The sequence below is a fragment of the Pyxidicoccus caerfyrddinensis genome (assembly GCF_010894405.1).
In the GTDB taxonomy this organism is placed as follows: domain Bacteria; phylum Myxococcota; class Myxococcia; order Myxococcales; family Myxococcaceae; genus Myxococcus; species Myxococcus caerfyrddinensis.
The window spans coordinates 78,011-97,947 of the sequence record NZ_JAAIYA010000031.1 but is presented as its reverse complement, the minus strand read 5'-3'; the positions used below and the strand labels follow the sequence as shown (position 1 = coordinate 97,947).

General features: G+C 70.9%; 23 protein-coding genes. 2 read left to right on the top strand and 21 right to left on the bottom strand.

Going from position 1 to position 19,937, the window contains the following annotated elements; all coding sequences use genetic code 11:
- Window positions 1-7: 7 nt before the first annotated feature.
- From G4D86_RS45170 to plsX, 20 genes are all read right to left on the bottom strand, one after another.
- Entirely contained in the window at window positions 8-1,984 is a 1,977-nt protein-coding gene (locus G4D86_RS45170) for a HEAT repeat domain-containing protein (protein WP_164001368.1), read from the bottom strand.
- Window positions 1,981-2,382: a hypothetical protein gene (locus G4D86_RS45165; RefSeq protein WP_240360838.1), complete on the bottom strand. Its 402-nt coding sequence runs from the start codon at window positions 2,380-2,382 to the stop codon at window positions 1,981-1,983. Before G4D86_RS45165 ends, G4D86_RS45170 begins: the two co-directional genes overlap by 4 nt.
- Window positions 2,379-2,903: a chemotaxis protein CheW gene (locus G4D86_RS45160; RefSeq protein ID WP_164001365.1), complete on the bottom strand. Its 525-nt coding sequence runs from the start codon at window positions 2,901-2,903 to the stop codon at window positions 2,379-2,381. The genes G4D86_RS45165 and G4D86_RS45160 overlap by 4 nt, the downstream gene beginning before the upstream one ends.
- Complete coding sequence (locus G4D86_RS45155; RefSeq protein WP_164001363.1) at window positions 2,900-3,466, bottom strand: chemotaxis protein CheW; 567 nt, start codon at window positions 3,464-3,466, stop codon at window positions 2,900-2,902. The genes G4D86_RS45160 and G4D86_RS45155 overlap by 4 nt, the downstream gene beginning before the upstream one ends.
- A 43-nt stretch (window positions 3,467-3,509) precedes the next feature.
- Window positions 3,510-5,897: a chemotaxis protein CheA gene (locus G4D86_RS45150; protein ID WP_164001361.1), complete on the bottom strand. Its 2,388-nt coding sequence runs from the start codon at window positions 5,895-5,897 to the stop codon at window positions 3,510-3,512.
- Window positions 5,894-6,268: a response regulator gene (locus tag G4D86_RS45145; protein ID WP_164001359.1), complete on the bottom strand. Its 375-nt coding sequence runs from the start codon at window positions 6,266-6,268 to the stop codon at window positions 5,894-5,896. Before G4D86_RS45145 ends, G4D86_RS45150 begins: the two co-directional genes overlap by 4 nt.
- A 55-nt stretch (window positions 6,269-6,323) precedes the next feature.
- Window positions 6,324-6,815 carry a M17 family peptidase N-terminal domain-containing protein gene (locus tag G4D86_RS45140; RefSeq protein ID WP_164001357.1) on the bottom strand — a complete coding sequence of 164 codons (492 nt, stop codon included), beginning with the start codon at window positions 6,813-6,815 and terminating at the stop codon, window positions 6,324-6,326.
- Window positions 6,816-6,867: 52 nt separating this feature from the next.
- Entirely contained in the window at window positions 6,868-7,287 is a 420-nt protein-coding gene (gene nusB, locus G4D86_RS45135; RefSeq protein WP_164001355.1) for a transcription antitermination factor NusB, read from the bottom strand.
- 3 nt (window positions 7,288-7,290) lie between these two features.
- Window positions 7,291-7,794: a 6,7-dimethyl-8-ribityllumazine synthase gene (ribH, locus tag G4D86_RS45130; RefSeq protein WP_164001353.1), complete on the bottom strand. Its 504-nt coding sequence runs from the start codon at window positions 7,792-7,794 to the stop codon at window positions 7,291-7,293.
- Between the two features lie 39 nt (window positions 7,795-7,833).
- Window positions 7,834-8,496: a riboflavin synthase gene (locus G4D86_RS45125; protein ID WP_164001351.1), complete on the bottom strand. Its 663-nt coding sequence runs from the start codon at window positions 8,494-8,496 to the stop codon at window positions 7,834-7,836.
- 40 nt (window positions 8,497-8,536) lie between these two features.
- Window positions 8,537-9,700 carry a bifunctional diaminohydroxyphosphoribosylaminopyrimidine deaminase/5-amino-6-(5-phosphoribosylamino)uracil reductase RibD gene (gene ribD, locus G4D86_RS45120; protein ID WP_164001349.1) on the bottom strand — a complete coding sequence of 388 codons (1,164 nt, stop codon included), beginning with the start codon at window positions 9,698-9,700 and terminating at the stop codon, window positions 8,537-8,539.
- Between the two features lie 9 nt (window positions 9,701-9,709).
- Window positions 9,710-10,207, bottom strand: coding sequence for a transcriptional regulator NrdR (nrdR, locus tag G4D86_RS45115; RefSeq protein WP_164001347.1), 498 nt, complete (start codon window positions 10,205-10,207; stop codon window positions 9,710-9,712).
- Between the two features lie 25 nt (window positions 10,208-10,232).
- On the bottom strand, window positions 10,233-11,489 hold the full coding sequence (gene glyA / locus G4D86_RS45110; RefSeq protein ID WP_164001345.1) for a serine hydroxymethyltransferase: 1,257 nt from the start codon (window positions 11,487-11,489) through the stop codon (window positions 10,233-10,235).
- Between the two features lie 37 nt (window positions 11,490-11,526).
- Window positions 11,527-11,970 carry a ribose 5-phosphate isomerase B gene (rpiB, locus tag G4D86_RS45105; RefSeq protein WP_164001343.1) on the bottom strand — a complete coding sequence of 148 codons (444 nt, stop codon included), beginning with the start codon at window positions 11,968-11,970 and terminating at the stop codon, window positions 11,527-11,529.
- A 31-nt stretch (window positions 11,971-12,001) separates the two neighbouring features.
- Window positions 12,002-13,261: a beta-ketoacyl-ACP synthase II gene (gene fabF, locus G4D86_RS45100; protein ID WP_164001341.1), complete on the bottom strand. Its 1,260-nt coding sequence runs from the start codon at window positions 13,259-13,261 to the stop codon at window positions 12,002-12,004.
- 89 nt (window positions 13,262-13,350) lie between these two features.
- Window positions 13,351-13,593 carry an acyl carrier protein gene (gene acpP / locus G4D86_RS45095; RefSeq protein WP_164001339.1) on the bottom strand — a complete coding sequence of 81 codons (243 nt, stop codon included), beginning with the start codon at window positions 13,591-13,593 and terminating at the stop codon, window positions 13,351-13,353.
- A gap of 105 nt (window positions 13,594-13,698) precedes the next feature.
- Complete coding sequence (fabG, locus tag G4D86_RS45090) at window positions 13,699-14,448, bottom strand: 3-oxoacyl-[acyl-carrier-protein] reductase (RefSeq protein ID WP_164001337.1); 750 nt, start codon at window positions 14,446-14,448, stop codon at window positions 13,699-13,701.
- 5 nt (window positions 14,449-14,453) lie between these two features.
- Window positions 14,454-15,386 (bottom strand): ACP S-malonyltransferase, encoded by a 933-nt coding sequence (gene fabD, locus G4D86_RS45085; protein ID WP_164001335.1) that lies wholly within the window; start codon window positions 15,384-15,386, stop codon window positions 14,454-14,456.
- Between the two features lie 51 nt (window positions 15,387-15,437).
- Complete coding sequence (locus G4D86_RS45080; RefSeq protein WP_164001332.1) at window positions 15,438-16,427, bottom strand: beta-ketoacyl-ACP synthase III; 990 nt, start codon at window positions 16,425-16,427, stop codon at window positions 15,438-15,440.
- Window positions 16,428-16,484: 57 nt separating this feature from the next.
- The gene (gene plsX, locus G4D86_RS45075) at window positions 16,485-17,546 is read right to left on the bottom strand and encodes a phosphate acyltransferase PlsX (protein WP_164001475.1); all 1,062 of its coding nucleotides are present in this window, start codon (window positions 17,544-17,546) and stop codon (window positions 16,485-16,487) included.
- A 484-nt stretch (window positions 17,547-18,030) separates the two neighbouring features.
- Between plsX and rpmF the strand changes: the two genes are divergently transcribed.
- Window positions 18,031-18,219 (top strand): 50S ribosomal protein L32, encoded by a 189-nt coding sequence (gene rpmF / locus G4D86_RS45070; protein ID WP_164001331.1) that lies wholly within the window; start codon window positions 18,031-18,033, stop codon window positions 18,217-18,219.
- Between the two features lie 127 nt (window positions 18,220-18,346).
- On the opposite strand, the gene G4D86_RS45065 is transcribed toward rpmF, so the two are convergent.
- Complete coding sequence (locus G4D86_RS45065) at window positions 18,347-18,949, bottom strand: YceD family protein (protein WP_164001328.1); 603 nt, start codon at window positions 18,947-18,949, stop codon at window positions 18,347-18,349.
- 298 nt (window positions 18,950-19,247) lie between these two features.
- Here G4D86_RS45065 and G4D86_RS45060 point away from each other — a divergent pair, with 298 nt between their 5' ends.
- Complete coding sequence (locus G4D86_RS45060; RefSeq protein WP_164001326.1) at window positions 19,248-19,928, top strand: response regulator; 681 nt, start codon at window positions 19,248-19,250, stop codon at window positions 19,926-19,928.
- Window positions 19,929-19,937 lie beyond the last annotated feature (9 nt).

Sequence of the window (19,937 nt, the reverse complement as noted above, 5' to 3'; positions counted from 1 at the left end):
TTCCCCCTCAGCGCCGGGACAGGCGCTCCACCGCGTCGGAGAGGGTCTGCCGCGCCAGGGCGTCCGCTTCCGCCTCCAGCGCTCCACGGGCGGCGGCCAGACACTCCGGCCCGCCCGAATCTCCCAGCACCCGGGCTGCCGCCGCGCGCACGTCCCAGCGCGGATGCCCCAGGAGCGACAACGCCAGCGCCACCCCTTCCTTGCTCACCGCGCCCGCGGACAGCGCCGCCTTCACCACCTCCGCGTCCGGGTGGCCCGCCGCCTCGCGCAGCATCCCGGGCCCCGCCACGCCCAGCCTCGCCAGCGCGCGCACCGCCGCCACCGCCAGCGCGCCGTCCGGGTGCCGAACCAGCGCTTCCAGATCGCCGGCCCGGTCCGTCGCCCCGCTCTCGCCCACCGCCTCCACCGCGGCCAGGCGCACGGAGGCGTCCTCGTCATGCAGCGCGGGCCGCAGCAGCGCTCCCGCCTCCGGGCCTCCCAGCCGGCCCATGGCCCGCACGCCGACGGCGCGCACCTGGACCGCCTCGTCCGCCAGCGCGGCGCGCGCCAACTCCCGTCCCACCGAGCCATCCACCTCGCCCGCGGCCTCCACCGCCGCCGCGCGCCAGGTGGGCTCCGCGTCCCGGGCCAGCTGCCGCAGCGCCGGCAGCGCGGGTGCGCCGCCCACCCGGGCCAGCGCCGCCACCGCCGCCGACGTCGCCCGTCGGGTCACCGCCTCCTCCAGCGCCGCCAGCACCGCCGCCCGGTTGCTGCCCGCCAGCACACCCAGCGCCCGCGTCGCCGCGCCCGCCAGGGACGGGTCCACCAGCAGGTCCACCAGCGGAGGCACGGCTTCCGGCGAGCGCGTGCGCCCCAGCGCCCGCACCACCACCGCGCGCAGGTCGTCCTCCGCCCACTCCAGCAGCGCGCACAGCGCCGTCACCGAGTGGGCGTCCACCAGGTCCACCAGCGCCTCGGCGGCGGCCGCCCGCGCCGGCGAGGACAGGTCCGCCATGTGGGCCAGCAGCGCGCGCCCGCCCTCCGGCCCCAGCCGGCCCAGCGTGTTCAGCACCTCGCGCAGCAGCCGGTCCTCCCGCGCGGCCTCCGCCACCGGCAGCGCCAGGGACGCCTCGCCCAGCGCCGCCGCGGACACCAGCGCGCCCGAGCGCACCGTCACGTCCTCGGCCTCCAGCGCCTGGGCCAGCCGCTCCGCCGCGTCCGGCAGGCGCCGCAGCGCCACGCGCACCACCGCCTCGATTTCGCCGCGCCGCATCGGCTCCGCCAGCGCCACCTGCGTGCCCAGCGCGCCCAGCGCCGCCTCGCGCACCGAGCGCACCGCCGACGCCAGCCCCTGGCAGATGCGCTCCGTGGCCACCACCTGCGGCACCAGCCCCAGCACGCGGAAGGCGCTGCGCTGCAGCCGCGGGTCCTCCAGCAGCGACAGCACCACCGGCAGCGGCGGCGGGCGGCGCAGCAGCGCGAGCCCCTCCAGCGCGGACAGTCGCAAGAGCGGCTCCGCGTCCGTCAACAGCCCCTCCAGCGCGCGCGCCGCGTGCTCACCACCTACCCGCCCCAGCGACTCCGACGCGGACACCCGCACGTTGAGGTCCGGGTCCTCCAGCGCCTGCACCAGCGGCAGCTCCGCGGTGCGCTGCCCGAGCTGCCCGAGGATGTCCGCCGCGAACTTGCGCTGGTCCGGGTCCGGGTGCGCCAGCAGCACCACCAGCGGCCCCAGCGCCGCGCCGCCCAGGCCCGCCAGCGCCTCCGCCGCCGCGTTGCGCGCGCCCGTCTCTCCGCGCTCGCCCAGCACGCGGATGAGGCGCTCGGCCACCTCGCGCGAGGAGGGCAGCCGCTTGAGGGCCTCGGCCGCCACGTGGCGCACGCGCCAGCTCTCGTCGTGCAGCCCGATGACGAGCACCTCCAGGGCCCCCGCCGTCCCCGGGTCCAGCTCCTGGAGCGCGCGGTAGCGAGCCTCCTCCGCGGGGAACTCGGGCAGGTGGTTCATTCGAAGACCTGGTCGGACCCCGCCTGCGTGTAGAACCAGATGGTGTAGATGCCCAGGGCCGTCCCGAGCGGAACGTTGGGAAGGGCGAGACAGCCCAGCACCAGCGCCAGCATCCGAGACCACGGGCGGCGCTTCAGCAGGCCGATGCCGGTGATGATGCCCGGCAGCCCCATCACGAAGAGGCAGCCGGTGACGCCCACGAGGACAGCCGTCACCACGGCCTCCTCGTCCGCCCGCGCGTGCTGCATCCCGAACTGGCCTATGGCCAGGCCGAAGGCGCCGAACCCCAGCGCGACCAGGAGTGTCAGCGCGTTCATCACGATGAAGACGATGCCGAGGATGCGGCGATGCCCTTCGAGCGACTGCAGGTCCATGCGTGCTCCATCGTGCGGGCTCATTCGGGCCTCCGTGAGGATTCGCGCTCCAGCTCCGCGCGCAACAACGCCTTCAAGTCGAGCAGCAGCCGGAGCCGCTCCGGCGGCCCGCACACGCCCACCACGAAGGGCGAGCGCCCCGCCACCACCAGCGCGGGCGCGGGCTTGATGTCACCCTTGCGCACGCGCAGCACCTCCGCCACCCGGTCCACCCGCACCGCCACGCGCCGCGTCCCCAGCCTGCACACCAAGAGCCGCGTCTTCGGCGTCTCCGGCGTCGCCTGTCCCAGCAGCCGGCGCCGCAGATCCACCACCGGCAGGATGATGCCCCGCAGGTGCAGCACGCCCTCCACGAAGGACGGAGCATGGGGGATGGGCGTGACGCGCTGGGGCGGGAGGATTTCCTCCACGCGCATGATGTCCAGCACGTACTCCTCGTTGCCCACGAAGAAGGCGCACAGCTGCACCAGCGTGTCCGCCTCCTCGGTGGGAGCGTCCAGCACCGCGCGCGGCCGGCGCGCCAGGAGGTTGACCGGGTCCTTCATGAGGCGAGCGCCTGTTCCGCGTCGAGGAGGATGTACAGCGTGGACCCCCGGCGGCCGATGCCGACCACGCAGTCCCTGTCGCCCGAGCGCAGCCCCGGCGGCGCCGCCTCCAGCATGGAGGGCTTCAGCTTCACCACGCCGGTGACGCCGTCCACCCACACTCCGGCCGGGCCGGACTCCGTGCGCAGCACCAGGATGCGCGCATCGCGCGGTGGCGAGGGCGCCTCGGGCCCCGCGACGACGGGCGCCCGCTCGGCCAGCCGCAGCCGCACCTTGATGTCGTAGGCGGGCAGCAATTCGCCCCGCAGGTTCATCACGCCGAGCAGGTGCGGCTCCGCGCGGGGAATCTCCGTCAGCGGGGGCACCTTGGAGATTTCCCGCACGACGCGGATGGGCACCGCGTAGCACTCGCCCTCCAGGCGGAACGCGAGGTACTCCTCCGGCACCTCTTCAGGGACGGACGACTGCGTGCCGTCGCTGCCGGCGGCGAAGTCGTGCAGTCCGGCGACGTCCTCGTCCGGGCGGTAGAAGAAGTCGTCGAGTAGCGCAGCGAACCTGGACACGGCCGCCAAGGATAGCAGCCGGCCGCCCCGGCCGCAGCGTGGCTCAGGCCCGACGGCGCTCCACGGCCAGGCCCTCCTCCAGCAGCGCCGCCACGTCCAGCACCAGCACCGTGCGCCGGTTGCCCAGGTCCGTGGCGCCGGAGATGCCCCGGACGGACTGCAGCCGGCCCCCCAGGGGCTTGGTGACGATGTCCTGCTGGCCGTGCAGCTCGTCCACGGCAATGCCCAGCCGCTCCTGCGCCAGCCCCACCACCACCACGAAGTAGCGATTCACCGGCCGCTCCGGCAGGGCGAACATCCGCGCCAGCCGCATGAAGGGCAGTGTCTGCCCGCGCAAGTCGAGCACCTCGCGCCGCTCCACGGTGCGGATGTCCTTGGGCTGCACGGAGAGGATTTCCAGCACGCTGTTGAGCGGCACCGCGTAGGTGCGGCCACTCACACCCACCACCAGCGCGCGGATGATGGCCAGGGTGACGGGCAGCGTGAGGTGGAAGGCGGTGCCCTTTCCGCGCTCGCTCCACACGTCGATGATGCCGGACAGGTTGCCCAGGTTGTTCTTCACCACGTCCAGGCCCACGCCACGGCCAGACAGCTCGGACACGCTGCGCGCGGTGGAGAAGCCGGGCAGGAAGATGAGGTTGAGCAGCTCGCGCCGGCCCATCTCCTGCGCCTGGGAGAAGGTGATGAGGCCCCGGGTGAGCGCCACCTCGCGCACGCGCATTTCGTCGATGCCGGCGCCGTCGTCGCTCACCTCGATGACGACGTGGTTGCCCTTCTGCTCGGCGCGCAGCGCCACCACTGCGCGCCGGGGCTTGCCGGCGGCCAGCCGCGCCTCGGGGGACTCGACGCCGTGGTCGATGGCGTTGCGGATGAGGTGCATCAGCGGGTCGCTCAGCTCCTCGACGATGAGCTTGTCCAGCTCCACCTCGCCGCCGCCGATGACGAACTCGATTTCCTTCCCCGCCTCGCGGGTGATGCGGCGCACCAGCCGGGCCAGCTTGTCGAAGACCTGGCCCACGGGGACCATGCGCGCTTCCAGCAGCCCCTCCTGGAGCGCCTCCAGCTTGCGCTCCAGGCCTCGCGTCTCGCGCGCCAGCTCCTGGCCGAACAGCTTGGACAGCGCCACCGCCCCGTCCTGCCGCGCGGACTCCGCCAGACGCTGGAGGTTGGCCTTGATGAGCAGCAATTCGCCCACCATGTTGATGAGCCCGTCCAGCCGGCCGATGTCCACGCGCACTGTCTGCGTCAGCGAGCGCAGCGAGGTATCGCCCTCGGGACGTGCGGGCGAAGCAGTGCCCGTGGAGGGCGTCTCCATCACCACCGCGCGGACCCGCTGTGTCCCACCGGCCCCTTGCAGGTACGCCACCGACGCTCCGGGCGAGCCCGCCGGCGACTGAAGCCCGGACGGCGTCACCGGCACCAGCGCGTCGCCCGGGCCCCGCGGAGCTCCGGACGGCGTCAGCGCGTCGCCCGGGCCCGAGGAATCGGCGCCCTCCGCGTCCGTCGACGGCAGCAGGGACTTCTGGGCTCCCTTCGTGGTGGTGCCCGCACGGGCGCCCTTCTTCTTCCCTCCCCGCTTCACCGGAGCCGCGGGCGCATCCACCCGGGACAGCGTCGCGCGAGTAGACGCGGGCGGCTCCACCGCGCGGGCCAGGGCCTGGGCGGCGGCGTGGGTGGCCGCGGGGCGCACCACCAGCGGGGACAGCTCCGCGGGCGTGCCCTTCAGTCCGGCCTCCAGCGCCTCGCCGGTCGCCTGCGCGCCGAAGATGAGGTCGAAGGCGATGCCGTGCGTCCCACCGGGCCGCGCGGAGGGCAACGTGCTGATGACCTCACCCAGCGGCTTGAGGCGCGCGTTGAGGTCCGCCAGCCCCTTGTCGAAGTCGGACAAGTCGAACGCGGCGCGCACGCGCCACAGCGACACGCCGCGCCGCACATTCTCCCGGAGGCGGTGCTCCTCGTACTCGGTGAAGACGGAGCGCACCTGCGGGTCCAGCTCCAGCCGGTCCAGCGGGTCCTCGTCCACGGACACCGGCGGCGAGCCCAGCCCGGCCAGCCGCGCCGTCATGTCCTCCACGCGCCGGGTGAGCGGCTCGGACTCGGAGCCCCGCGCCGCCTCGGCCAGCAGGGCCTGGAAGGCGTCCAGTGCTTCGATCAGCGCGTCCAGCGCCGTGTCGTCCAGGTGCAGCCGGCCCAGGCGAAGCCTGTCGAGCAGGTCCTCCGTCCCATGCGCCAGCCGGGAGATGCGCTCCTGGCCGAACAGCCCGGACAGCCCCTTGAGCGAGTGCGCCGCGCGGAAGATGCCGTTGACCAGCTCCGGGTCCGCCTCCTGGCCGCGCCGCTCGTCGAGCACGAGCAGATCCTTGCCCAGCGCGTCGAGGATTTCGGTCGCCTCGGCCACGAACTCGGCCAGGGCCTTGGAGCCGGGATTCACGGCAGCTTCAGGTAGCGCCGCAGGAGCTCTTCCAGGCTCCCGGGCAGGAAGGGCTTGACCAGGTACTCCGTCGCGCCCAGCGCCATGCCGCGGTCGCGGTCCTGCTCGCGCCCCTCGGTGGTGATGATGAACAGGGGCACGTCCCGGTAGTTGGGGTTCTTCTTGACGAAGTTGATGAGCTCCAGCCCGTTGATGTCGGGCATGTTGATGTCGGTGATGATGAGCTCGAACCGGTGGCGGGGCAGCAGCTTCAGCGCTTCGAAGCCGCTCGAGGTGACGATGGCCTCGATGCCCTCCACGGCCTCCACCATCGCGGCGATGTACTCGCGCGACGCCTTGGAGTCCTCGACAATCAAGACCTTGACACGCATGTGCGCTCGCCCCGGGCGGTACATGCTAACAGAACGCTCGCCCGGCCGCTGAGCGTCACCCCTTGCGGGCTGGTAGGAGCCGGACGAGCCCCTTGTCCACCAGGAGCGCCACCCGTCCACCCTTGAACGCCGGGAGGAAGCCCTTCTGGTACGCCTCCGCCCTCGCGGCGTCCTCGGCCCTGCCCCCGAAGGGCACCTCCAGGGCCACCGCGTCCACCTTTGCCCGGCTCAGCACCCGGCCCGCGCCGGCCAGGGCCTCGCTCAGCGAGGCCGCGTCCAGCTTCTGCCGGGAGCCCAGCCCCACCACGAAGATGCGCGGCACGGGCAGCTTCCCGTCGGACGGCAGGAGGAGCCAGTCGTCCTTGGCCCCGGTGAAGAAGCCATTCTTGAGCACCCGCGACAGGGCGCCGCACAGGCGCCAGTCCACGTAGCCGGCGGAGGACGGCAGGGGCCGGTCATCCTCGGCCACGAAGAGGCAGAGGGCGTCCACCCCGCCGAGCGCGTCCAGGCCTTCCATCCCGATGTCGTGCGTCGTCGTCTGGCTCACGCGGGCGTCCCTCGGGTGTTCGCGGATCAGGGCTTGTTGAGCGCCAGTGCGCTCACGGCTTGTTGAGCGCCACGGCCACGCGGTCCAGCAGGCCGTTGACGAAGGCGCTGGACTCCTCGGTGCCGAAGTTCTTCCCCAGCTCCACCGCCTCGTTGATGGTCACCTTGCGGGGAATGTCCGGGCGGTACTTCAGCTCGAAGATGCCCAGGCGCAGCACGTTCCGGTCGATGCGGGACATGCGGTCCAGCCGCCAGTTGTGGCTGTGCCGTTCAATCAGCTGGTCGATTTCCTCGCGGTGGCCCTGCACGCCCTCGACCAGCTCGCGGGCGAACTTCACCGCGTCCGGGTCTCGCTTGGCCTCCTCGGAGGCCGTCCATGCGGACTCCAGGGCCTCGGCCACCGTCGCGGGGGCCATCTCCAACTGGTAGAGCGCCTGCAGCGCCCGCTCGCGTCCGGTTCTCCGCGCGCCCATGGATTAGCCCTTCCTTCCTTCCGTCGCCGCCAGCTTCGCGTAGAGGTTCACCATCTCGATGCAGGCCAGCGTGGCCTCGGAGCCCTTGTTGCCCGCCTTCACGCCCGCCCGGTCGATGGCCTGCTCCACCGTATCGCACGTCAGCACGCCGAAGGTGACGGCCGTGGCCGGAGTGCCCGCCGCCGCACTGAAGGCCACCTGACCGATGCCCTTGGCGCACTCGCCGGCCACGTAGTCGAAGTGGGGGGTGCCGCCGCGAATGACGGCGCCCAGCGTAATCACGCCCGCGTACTGGCGGGACTCCGTCACCCGGCGCACCAGGCCGGGCAGCTCATAGGTGCCGGGGCAGCGGTACACGTCGATGTCCGCGTCCGCGACGCCATGGCGAACCAGGGTGTCCACGGCGCCCTTGGCCAGCTCCTCGGTGATGAAGCCGTTGAAGCGGGCCACGCAGATGGCGAAGCGCCCCTTGGGGGGAAGGTAGTCACCGTCGAAATAGCGAGGCATGCGGCGCTTCCTACACCACCCGCGCCCCGGCGTCGCGGGCTACGGCGTCCCGAAGCCCGCCGCCCGGACGGCCGCCGCCGTCAGCCCTCCGCCGCCCCCGGGTGCCCCCTGCCCCCGCTGGAGGGCGAAGAGCCGGGCCACGTACTTGCCAATCTGGTCCGCCTCCAGGTTCACCCGGGCGCCCACCGCCTTGGCCCGCAGGGTGGTGCGCTCCTGCGTCTCGGGGATGAGCTGCACGCTGAAGCGGTCCGCCTCCACCGTGTTGACGGTGAGGCTGATGCCGTCGATGGCCACCGAGCCCTTCTCGATGAAGAACGGAGCCAGCTCCTCGGGCAGCCGGAAGCGCATCACCCACGAGCCGCCCTCGGGGAAGGTCTCGAGGACTTCGCTCACGGCGTCCACATGGCCGGAGACCAGGTGCCCGCCCAGCCGGTCGCCGAGCGCCAGGGCGCGCTCCAGATTCACGCGGTCGCCCGGACGCACGGCGCCCAGGGTGGTGCGGCGGAGCGTCTCCGGCGCGGCCTGCACCTTGAAGGTGTCCCCGCTGCGCTCCACCACCGTGAGGCACGCGCCGTCGACGGCGATGGACTCGCCGAGGTCGAACTTCTCGGCGCCAAGAGAGGTGCGAATCCAGAGGTCCGTCATTCCGCCGGGGATGACGCGCTCCACCCTGCCCAGGTCCTGGATGAGTCCGGTGAACATGGGCGCCTTATAACTGGCGCCGGGACGGCGTGCCCGGGTCCTACAGCAGCGCCTGGAGCAGGACGTCGGCCCCGTGGCGCTCGAAGGTGAGGTCGCTCACGGACACGGCCTGGGCCATCTCCTTCACGCCGAGGTCTCCCGCCCAAGACAGCCCCGGTGAGCCAATCAGCTTCGGCGCGAGGAACAGCGCCAGCGAGTCCGCCAGGTGCTCGCGCAGGAAGGAGCCGTACATCTCCGCCCCGCCCTCCACCAGCACGTGGTTGAGGCCACTCTTGGCAATGCGCTTCAGCAGCGCCTTCAGGTCCACGCGGCCCGCCTTCTGGCGCACCTGCCACACCTCCACGCCCTGGGCGAGGAAGCGCCGCGCCTTGCGGCCCTCCGGGTCCTCCAGCGTCGCAATCACGGTGCGCGCGGGGCTGCGCTGCGTGAAGACGGTGTAGCCCGGCGACAGGCGCAGGTGGCTGTCCACCACCACGCGCAGCGGGTCCTTGCCCCCACCACCCGGCAGCCGCGTGGTGAGCTTCGGGTCGTCCTTCCGCACCGTGTTGGCGCCCACGAGGATGACGTCCACCGCGTCGCGCAGCCGGTGCACCCACGCCCGCGCCGGCTCGCCCGTCACCCAGCGCGAGTCTCCCGTCGCCGTGGCCAGCTTCCCGTCCAGCGTCACCGCCGCCTTCAGCGTCACCCACGGCAGGCCGGAGCGAATCGTCTTGAAGAAGGGCCGGTTCAGCGTGTCCGCCTCTTCCTGCAGGACGCCGGTGAGCACCTTCACCCCGCCGCGACGCAGCCGCGCCACGCCCTTGCCGCTCACCTTCGGATTCGGGTCCGCGGACGCGCAGATGACCCGGCGCACCCCGGCCTCCAGAATCGCCAGGCTGCACGGTGGCGTGCGCCCGTAGTGGTCGCACGGCTCCAGCGTGGTGTAGAGGTCCGCGCCCTTCGCCTTCGAGCCCGCCGCCTCCAGCGCCACCACCTCCGCGTGCGCCGTGCCCGCCTTCTTGTGGTAGCCGCGGGCGATGATGCGCCCACCCTTCACCAGCACCGCGCCCACCACGGGGTTCGGACTGGTGCGGCCCAGCCCCTTGGCGGCCTCCTCCAGGGCAATGCGCATGAAGAACTCGGCCACCGCGCGGTCGAAGTCCGCCGCCCGCTTCGCCCGGGGCGCCCTCGTTGCATCCATCCGTGCCCGCGTCAGCAGCCGCATGTGCCCTCTTTAACCGTCGGTGCCCGGCGGCGCCTTCGCCTTGCGCTCCCGCTCCTCGGATTCGAGCAGCGGCTTCAGCTCGTCCATGAACTCCGCGATGTCGCGGAAGCTCCGGTACACGGACGCGAAGCGAACGTACGCCACCTCATCCAGCTGCCGCAGGCGGCGCATGACCTCCTCGCCGATGACGGACGAGGGGACTTCCTTCTCGCCCATGCCCTGCAGCTGCCGCTCGATGGCCACCACCGTCTCCTCCAGCTGGTCGGCGGAGACGGGGCGCTTCTCGCACGCCTTCTTCAGGCCGCTGACAATCTTCTCGCGGTCGAAGACCTCGCGCCGCCCGTCCTTCTTCACGATGAGCGGATGGAGCTCCTCCACCCGCTCGTACGTGGTGAAGCGGCGTTTGCAGGCCAGGCACTCGCGGCGGCGGCGGATGACCGAGCCCTCATGCGACTCGCGAGAGTCGATGACCTTGTTCTCGGCGTCCTGGCAGAAGGGGCAGCGCATGGGGTGGCGGTAACTTGCGCTCCCCCTACTTCAGCCGCGAGGCATACAGCGGGAAGCCCTGCGACAGCTCCTTCACCTTGCCGCGAATGCGCGTCAGGGCCGCGTCGTCCTGCGCCGCGTCCAGCGCCTCGCCGATGAGCCGTCCCACCACCGCCATCTCCGCCTCGCGCATGCCGCGCGTGGTGATGGCCGGCGTACCCACCCGGACGCCGGACGTCACCATCGGCTTCTCCGGGTCGAACGGAATCATGTTCTTGTTCACGGTGATGCCGGCCTTGCCGAGCACCTCCTCGGCCACCTTGCCGGTGAGCTTCTTGGGCCGCAGGTCCACCAGCATCAGGTGGTTGTCCGTGCCGCCCGAGCACAGCCGCAGGCCCGCGCCCTTCAGCGCCTCCGCCAGCGCCTTCGCGTTGGCGACAATCTGCTTCTGGTACGCCTTGAACTCCGGCGTCAGCGCCTCGCGGAAGGCCACCGCCTTGCCGGCGATGACGTGCATCAGCGGACCGCCCTGGATGCCGGGGAAGATCTGGCTGTTGATGCTCTTGGCGTACTGCTCACGGCTGAGCACCAGGCCACCGCGCGGACCGCGCAGCGTCTTGTGCGTGGTGCTGGTGACGATTTCAGCGAAGGGCACCGGCGACGGGTGCACGCCCGCGGCGACGAGGCCGGCGATATGCGCCATGTCCACCAACATCGCCGCGCCCACCGCGTCGGCAATCTCGCGGAACTTCGCGAAGTCGAGCGTGCGCGGGTAGGCGCTCGCCCCCACGACGATGACCTTGGGCTTGTGCTCCTTGGCCAGCGTCTCCACCTGCGCGAAGTCGATGGTCTCCGTGTCGCGCGTCAGGCCGTAGTGGACGACCTTGTAGAGCTTGCCGGAGAAGTTGAAGGCCGCGCCGTGCGTGAGGTGGCCGCCGGAGTTGAGGTCCAGCGACAGCATGGTGTCGCCCGGCTTCATCAGCGCCATGAAGGCGCCCATGTTGGCCTGGCTGCCGGAGTGCGCCTGCACGTTGGCCGCGTCCGCGCCGAAGAGCTCCTTCACGCGAGACAGGGCCAGGTTCTCCGCGACGTCCACCACCTCGCAGCCGCCGTAGTAGCGCTTGCCGGGGTAGCCCTCCGCGTACTTGTTGGTGAGCACCGAGCCCACCGCCTCCATCACCGCCGGGGAGACGAAGTTCTCGGAGGCGATGAGCTCCAGCCCCTCCTCCTGACGCTGCGTCTCCTCGCGCAGGACGCGGGCAATCTCCGGGTCCACGTCGGCCAGCGTGCGGGTGTTCTCCATGGCGGATTCCCTTCGGACAACGGGTACGGCGGGGCCGCTAGCCCTGGGACTCGGCCTCGCGGATCTTCTGGACGCGCCGCTCGTGGCGGCCGCCCTCGAAGGGGGTGCTGAGGAACGCCTCGAGGATGGCGCGGCCCACGCCGGCCCCCACTACGCGCTGGCCCAGGCACAGCACGTTGGCGTCATTGTGAGCCCGGGCCATGCGGGCCTCGAACTCGGTGGTGCACAGGGCCGCGCGCACGCCCCGGTGCTTGTTGGCGACGATGCTCATGCCGATGCCGGTGCCACACACCAGCACGCCCAGCGCGTACTCCCCGCCCGCCACCGCGCGCGACACCCGCGAGGCGAAGTCCGGGTAGTCCACCGAGTCACGCGTGACGGGGCCCACGTCGTCATGGGCCACGCCACGCTCTTTCAGCGCGGCCACCAGCTCCTGGCGCAGCTCCAGGCCCGCGTGGTCGGAAGCGAGAATGATTCTCACGCGGGTGTCTCCCTGGAGCCGCACAAGGCCGTCAGGCCTGGAACCGCTTGAACAGCAGCACCGCGTTGGTGCCGCCAAAGCCGAACGAGTTGCTCATCACCGCGTCCACCTTGGCCTCGCGCGCCGTGTTCGGCACGTAGTCCAGGTCGCAGTCCGGGTCCGGCGTCTGCTGGTTGATGGTGGGCGGCAGCACGTTGTGAGTCAGCACCAGCGCGCTGACCACGCCCTCCGCTCCACCCGCCGCGCCGAGCATGTGGCCCGTCATGGACTTGGTGGACGACACCGCGAGCTTGCGCGCGTGGTCGCCGAACACCGCCTTGATGGCCTTCGTCTCGTTCGCGTCGTTGAACGGGGTGGAGGTGCCGTGGGCGTTGATGTAGCCCACCTCCTCCGGGTTCATCTTCGCGGAGTTGAGCGCCAGCCGCATGCAGCGCGCCGCGCCCTCGCCCTCCGGAGCCGGCTGCGTGACGTGGTACGCATCCGAGTTGGCGCCGTAGCCCACCAGCTCCGCGAGAATCTTGGCGCCACGCTTCTTCGCGTGCTCCAGTTCCTCGAGCACCAGCATGCCCGCGCCCTCGCCCATGACGAAGCCGTCACGGTCCTTGTCGAAGGGACGACTGGCACCCGACGGGTCGTCGTTGCGCGTGGACAGCGCCTTCATCACCGAGAAGCCACCCAGCCCCAGCGGGGTGATGGCCGCCTCGGCGCCGCCGGCGATGGCCGCGTCCGTCTCGCCCAGCTTGATGGACTTCCAGGCCTCGCCAATGGCGTGGGCGCTGGTGGCGCATGCGGACACAGGGGCCCAGTTGGGGCCCTTGCAGTTGTACCGCATGGAGATGAGGCCGGGCGCCATGTTGACGATCATCTGGATGATGAAGAAGGGCGACAGCCGGTCGAACCCCTTCTCCAGACCCTTGCGGTGCTGCTCCTCGAGCGAGGAGATGCCGCCGATGCCCGAGCCGACGATGACGCCCACCTTCTCCGGCGCGTAGCCGTGCGGCTGGTCCGGACCGATGGGGATGCCCGACTCCTTGACGGCCATCTCCGCGGCGGCCAGGGCGTACTGGGCATACAGGTCCATCCGGCGCACCTCGCGCCTGTCGATGAACTTCTCCGGCTCGAAGTCCTTCACCTCGCCGGCGATGCGCGCGTCGATCTTCAACGGGTCGAAGCGCGAGACCCGGGCAATACCCGACTTGCCGGCGAGCATCGCCTGCCAGTTCTTCTCGGTTCCAGTGCCCAGTGCCGAGATGAGCCCGGTACCGGTGACGACGACTCGACGGTCTGACACAGTCCTCTCCGGTGGCGCTCAAGGGGACACCGGGGACGCCACGTTCAACGCGGCGTCACCCCGCACCCCGGCACGCCCTGGTATGCGGCCTACTTCTTGTGGGTGTTGATGTAGTTGATGGCGTCGCCGACGGTCTTGATGTTCTCGGCCTCCTCGTCGGGGATTTCGACCTCGAACTCCTCTTCCATCGCCATCACGAGCTCCACGATGTCGAGGCTGTCCGCGCCAAGGTCCTCGATGAAGGACGACTCGGGCTTGATCTCGTCCTCTCCCACCCCGAGCTGGTCGGCGATGATGTTCTTGACCTTGGTCTCAATGGCTGACGTCGACATAAGTGTAGAACCCTCCAGGAACCAGATGTCGGCCCGGTGGCTTCCCGGGCCCTTATCGAAAGCCGGCGCGGTATATCCCACGCCCGGTTGCAATCCAACCTTGGGTTACATGTACATGCCGCCGTTGACCTTCAGGACCTCACCCGTGATGTAGGACGCGGCGTCCCCCGCCAGGAACACCACGGCCCCGGCGACCTCCTCCGGGTTGCCCAGCCGCCCGAGGGGGATGCCCTCCATCATCTTCTGGCGCAGCTCGTCACTCAGGTGGGAGGTCATGTCCGTCCCGATGAAGCCGGGGGACACGGCGTTGACGCGGATGTTCCGGCTCGACAGCTCGCGGGCCACCGCCTTGGTCAGGCCGATGAGCCCTGCTTTGGAGGCCGAGTAGGCCGCCTGACCGCCGTTCCCCATCTCACCCACCACGGAGGTGATGTTGATGATGGCCCCGGACCGCTGCTTCATCATGGGGCGGCTGGCCGCGCGGATGAGCGCGAAGGCGCCCTTGAGGTTGGTGTCCAGCTGCTTGTCCCAGTCCTCGTCCTTCACGCGCATGACCAGGCCATCCACGGCCACGCCCGCGTTGTTGACGAGCACGTCCAGCCGGCCGTGCGTCTTGACGAGGGTGTCGATGGCGCTCGCGCCCGCGGCGGTGTCCGACACGTCGAACTTCACCGCCTCCGCCTTGGCGCCGGCCGCCTGGAGCAGGGCCACCGTCTCCTGGGCCGCCGCCTCGTTGCCCGCGTAGCTGATGACCACGGTGGAGGCGCCCGCCTTCGCGAACGCCACGGCCACTGCCCGCCCGATGCCGCGCGAGCCACCCGTCACCAGCACCACCTTGTCCTTGAAGCCGCTCATGGTGTTCACCCCAGCGCCGCGAGGACCTTCTCCAGGCCCGCGGCGTCCTCCACGTTGAACGTCTCGATGTCCTTGGTGATGCGCTTGATGAGGCCGCACAGCACCTTGCCCGGCCCCAGCTCCACCACGCGGGTGACGCCCTCGGCCTTCAGCGCCTCCACGCACTCGATCCACCGCACCGCCGAGCTGACCTGCTCCAGCAGCAGCGGCACCACGCGCGAGGCGTCCGCGTTGGGACGGGCCTCCACGTTCGTCACCACCGGCACCGCGGGCGCATGGATCTGCACTCGGCTCAACACTTCCGCCAGCCGCGGCTTCACCGGGTCCATCAGCGCGCAGTGGAAGGGGGCGGACACCGGCAGCGGCATGACGCGCTTGGCCCCGGCCTCCTTGCACTTCACCCCGGCGCGCTCCACCGCCTGGGCGTTGCCGGCGATGACGGTCTGCTCGGGCGAGTTGTAGTTGGCGGGGGCCACCACCTGCCCCTCGGCCGCCGCGTCGCAGGCCGCCTTCACCTTCTGCGGCTCCAGGCCCAGCACCGCGGCCATGGCGCCCACGCCGGTGGGGACGGCCTCCTGCATGAAGGTGCCGCGCGCGCGCACCGCCTTCGCCGCGTCCCCCAGGGACATGGCGCCCGCGGCCACCAGCGCGGAGTACTCGCCCAGCGAGTGCCCCGCCATGAAGGCCGCCGCCGGCCCGCGCTTCGAGAAGACGGCATGCGCCGCCACCGACACGGTGAGGATGGCCGGCTGGGTGTTGGCCGTCAGCTTCAACGCGTCTTCAGGCCCCTCGAAGCACAGGGTGGACAGCTTCTCCCCCAGCGCCTCGTCCACGGCCTCGAAGACGGCCCGGGCCTCGGGGAACTTCTCGTAGAGGTCCTTGCCCATCCCCACGGCCTGGCTGCCCTGCCCGGGGAACACGAACGCGACCTTCGCCATGTGCGGTCTCCGCCTCCTGAATCTTTCTGCTTCCGTTGCCCTACCAGCGCGCTACCAGCGAACGACAGCGCTGCCCCACGTCATGCCCGCGCCAATGGCCATCATCGCGATGACATCTCCCCGCTGGAGCCTTCCGGCGCGGTGCGCCTCGTCCAGCGTCATGGGCAGCGAGGCCGACGACGTGTTGCCGTACTTGTGCAGGTTCAGCCAGCACTTGTCTCGCGGAATCTCCAGCCGCTCGAGCGCGGCGTCCAGGATGCGAGCATTGGCCTGGTGCGCGATGACGTGGTCCACCTGCCCCGGCGTCAGCCCGTGCGAGGCCAGCGCCTCCTGAGTGGAATCCACCAGGGCGCGCACCGCGAACCGGAAGACCTCGCGCCCGTTCATGTGCAGGGTGTTCAGCTTCGCGCGCACGGCCTCCTCCGTCATGGGCGTGCGCGAGCCTCCCCCGGGGATGGTGAGGATGTCCGCCAGCGTGCCGTCCGTGTGCAGGTGCGTGGAGAGGATGCCGCGCCCGTCCTCCGGCGTGGGGGACGGCGACAGCACCATGGCGCCCGCCCCGTCTCCGAAGAGGACGCACGTGTTGCGGTCCTCCCAGTCCACCACCCGGCTGAGCAGCTCCGCGCCGATGACGAGCGCCCGCCGCACCTGCCCGGAGCGCACGAACTGGTCCGCCACGCTCATGGCGTACAGCGAGCCCGCGCACGCGGCGCCCACGTCGAAGGCGAAGGCCCGCCGCGCGCCCAGCTTCGCCTGCACGAAGGCCGCGCAGGACGGCATGGGCATGTCCGCCGTAATCGTTCCCACGACGATGAGGTCCAGCTCCTCCGGGGCCACGCCCGCCATGTCCAGCGCGCGCCGTGCCGCCTGGACGGCCATGTCACTGGTGGCTTCTTCAGGCGCGGCCTGCCGCCGCTCCTGGATGCCGGTGCGCTCGCGAATCCAGGTGTCCGAGGTGTCGACGCGCTGCTCCAGCTCCTGGTTGGTGATGACCCGGGAGGGGGCGTAGGAGCCGGTTCCGATGATCTGCGTACATGCCACGAGGGTTCTCCAGAGGGAGATTTCGTCCGTCGGAACCCAACGCCCGGGGCACGCTGTCTAATCGGAAACGGCCTCGTCTGTCGCTCTTTTTCCCTTCTGGTGGGTAGGAAGCCAGACACTGGCCCGCTCAATGCAACGCGTCAGCTCTTCCTGGAGTCCGCCCTCGGCCATGGCCAGCGCGGCACCCAGCGCGTTGTAGAGCGCGCGAGGTGTGGAGCGGCCGTGCGCGACGATGCCGACCCCCTGGATGCCCAGCAGGGGGGCGCCGCCGTATTCGGCGTAGTCCACCACCCGCCGCAGACCCGCCAGGGCGGGCTGGAGCAGCAGCGCCCCCAGCTTCTCCGGCAGCCCGCCCCGCTTCTCAATCGCCTGGCGCAGCAGACCGATGACGCCCATGCCTACGCCCTCGGACGTCTTGAGGACGATGTTGCCGGTGAAGCCGTCGGTGACGACGACCTGCACGTCGCCGGAGAACAGGTCCTTGCCCTCCACGTAGCCCACGAAGTCCAGGTCGGAGCGGCGCAGCAGGTCACTGGCCTCGCGGGTGAGCGGCGTACCCTTGGAGGCCTCTTCTCCATTGGAGAGCACCCCCACCCGGGGCCGGGGGACGCCCAGGCGGGCGCGCACGTACGCCTCGCCCATGACGGCGAACTGGGCCAGGTGGGACGGGCGGCAGTCCACGTTGGCGCCCGCGTCCAGCAGCAGGCAGCGGCCCCCGCCCTTCAGGGCCGGAAAGAGCGCGGCGATGGCCGGCCGCTCCACGCCGGGCAGCCGCCCCAACGTCAAGAGCCCGCCCGCCATGACGGCGCCGGAGTTGCCCGCGGAGACCAGCGCGTCCGCCCTGCCCTCGCGCACCAGTTCGAAGCCCACGCGCAGGGACGAGTCCCGCTTCTTGCGGAAGGCCGCGGAGGCGTGGTCGTCCATCTCCACCACCTCCGAGGCGTGGTGGACCTGGAGGTTGGCCGGCGGCCGGCCGCGCGCGAGCAGCGGGGCCATCCGCGCCTGGTCTCCCACCAAAAGCACCTGGTGGTCGGGGTGGGCCCTGGCGAAGAGGAGCGCCCCCTCCACCGGGGCGGCGGGGGCGTGATCGCCGCCCATGGCATCCAGCACCAGCCTCATGCCCGCCATCCCTGTAGGTTCCTGAACTCCATGGAGGGGTATCCCGTGCGAGCCCTGGGAATGGGGGCCAGGGCGGCGGCGCAGCACACCAGGAAGCCCCCAGGCGGGCAACGACTGGCTGCCCTGCCCGGTAGGGTTCCCCCAGGGCCGGCCATCCCTGTCAGAAGCCGGAGAAATGGGCCCGGCCGGCCGGGCGTTGTCACCCGGCACCGGTTGGAGGTAGAGCGGGTGGGCGGTGGAGGTCCGGGAGAAGTCTTTCCGGGGCGCGCAGGCGCATTGACTCGGGGCTTGTGAGCCGCTAGGGTCCGCCGCCTTCCGAAGCCGGACATGGAGTACGGGAGCCTTCGAGCAACCGCTTCAGCCCGGTGTAGTTCATAGAGTGTTGCGCAGGACGCCGGGGACCCCGGCACAGCGCTTGAGACATTTTGACTGAACCGGTCCGGCCGGCATCAACTCCGGGTCGGCGTCGATATAGAGGTGAGCCGTGGGTGTCCCCAAGAAGCGTACTTCGAAGATGCGTCGCGATCGCCGCCGCGCGGCCAACAGCAACCTGCGCGTCGCCGTGCAGGTGTCAAAGTGCCCCAACTGCAAGGAGCCGGTGATGCCTCACCGCGCCTGCAGCGCCTGCGGCCAGTACAAGGGCCGTGAAGTGCAGCCCTCGGCTGGGAGCTGACACTCCCGCCCGGACGGCGCCCTTCCTATAAGCGCCGGTAGCAACAAGGGCCGCGCCTCCGTCTGGAGGTCGCGGCCCTCGTCGTTTCCGCCACCGGGCCGCGCGCCTTCGCGCGGCCCGCGGCGCGTCAGTTGCCCAGCTTGATGTTCTTCAGCGGCGCCAGGCGCGGGTCCACCGGCTTCGTCTCGCACGAGCACGTCGCGTCGTTGCGGTTGATGCCGCACTGGGGGCACAGGCCCTTGCAGTCCTCGCGGCAGACGATGGTCAGCGGCAGGGCCAGGATCAGCTGCTCCCGGACGATGGGGTCCAGGTCGATGGTCTTCCCGTCGAAGACCTCCTGGTCCGCGTCCTCCATCTCGAACGAGCCGCCCGTCTCGCCCTGGCTGCGCTCCTTCTTCTCCATGAGGGACTCGTCGTCCTTCAGGTAGTCGTCCCCGTGGACGAGCGCCTTCGGCACCAGGTTGAGGGTGAAGGACACCGGCACCTTCAGCTCCACGTCGCCCAGGCAGCGCTTGCACTGGCTGGTGACAGTCGCCGTGAATTGCCCCTCCAGCAGCACGCCGCCGCTCACCTTGCGCAGCGACGCCTTGAGGGTGGACGGGCCCGCGGCACGGAAGCCGGTGTCCTCGCCGGACTCGCCGCCGCCCAGCGCCTCGCCGAGCAGGTTGAGACCGATAGGCTCGTTGAGCTGAAGCCCGGTCTCCTTGATTTGTTCAATCTTTACGAGCATTTACGACTTTCAGTCAAAAGAGGGCGGGCAACATAGAGGGCGGCCCCTCCCCGGTCAACACGACCTTGTCCAACTCCGCCACGAAGATGTCACGCCACCGTCACCCCCTGTGGCGAGCCCTTCGTGGATTCTTCAGATAACGCTTTGATGGAGCCGGTTTGATGCACGGGCAGGGCGGTGGTCGCGCAAGGGTTGTCCCTTTCGCGAGGCGGGCCGGGGAAGCCCTTCCGGGGGACATGCGTCCCCGCGGCCGTCTGGCCGCCTGCTCGCTGCCCGCCAGAAGCTTCGAGAGGACCTCATGTCGCGCATCCTGATCATCGAGGACGAGCAGGACCTCGCCGGACTCATCGAATACAACCTCCGGGCCGCCGGCTTCGAGACGGAGACGGCGAACACCGGCGCGGGCGGCCTCTCCAAGGCGCGCGCGCAGCCGCCAGACCTGGTGCTGCTGGACCTGATGCTGCCGGACATCGCGGGCAGCGAGGTGCTGCGCATGCTCAAGCTCGACACGGAGCTGCGCAAGACGTCGGTCATCATCGTCAGCGCGAAGGGCCAGGAGTCGGACCGCGTGCAGGGCCTGGAATTGGGCGCGGACGACTACGTGGTGAAGCCCTTCTCCGTCCGCGAGCTGCTCCTGCGCGTCAAGGCGGTACTGCGCCGCGGGGACGTGGAGGAAGGCCCGGCGGCGGTGCTGACGTCCGGCGACATCGCCCTGGACACCTCGCGCCACCAGGTGCGCGTGAAGGACGTGGAGGTGGTGCTCACCGCCCTGGAGTTCCGCCTGCTGCGCACCCTGATGGAGCGCAGCGACCGCGTGCAGACGCGCGAGGTGCTCCTGTCCGACGTCTGGGGCATCCAGGCCGAAATCCACACCCGCACCGTGGACACGCACATCAAGCGGCTGCGCGAGAAGCTGGGCCCCGCGGGCGACATCATCGAGACGGTGCGCGGCGTGGGCTACAAGCTCAGCCCTCCGTAGGGCCAGGAC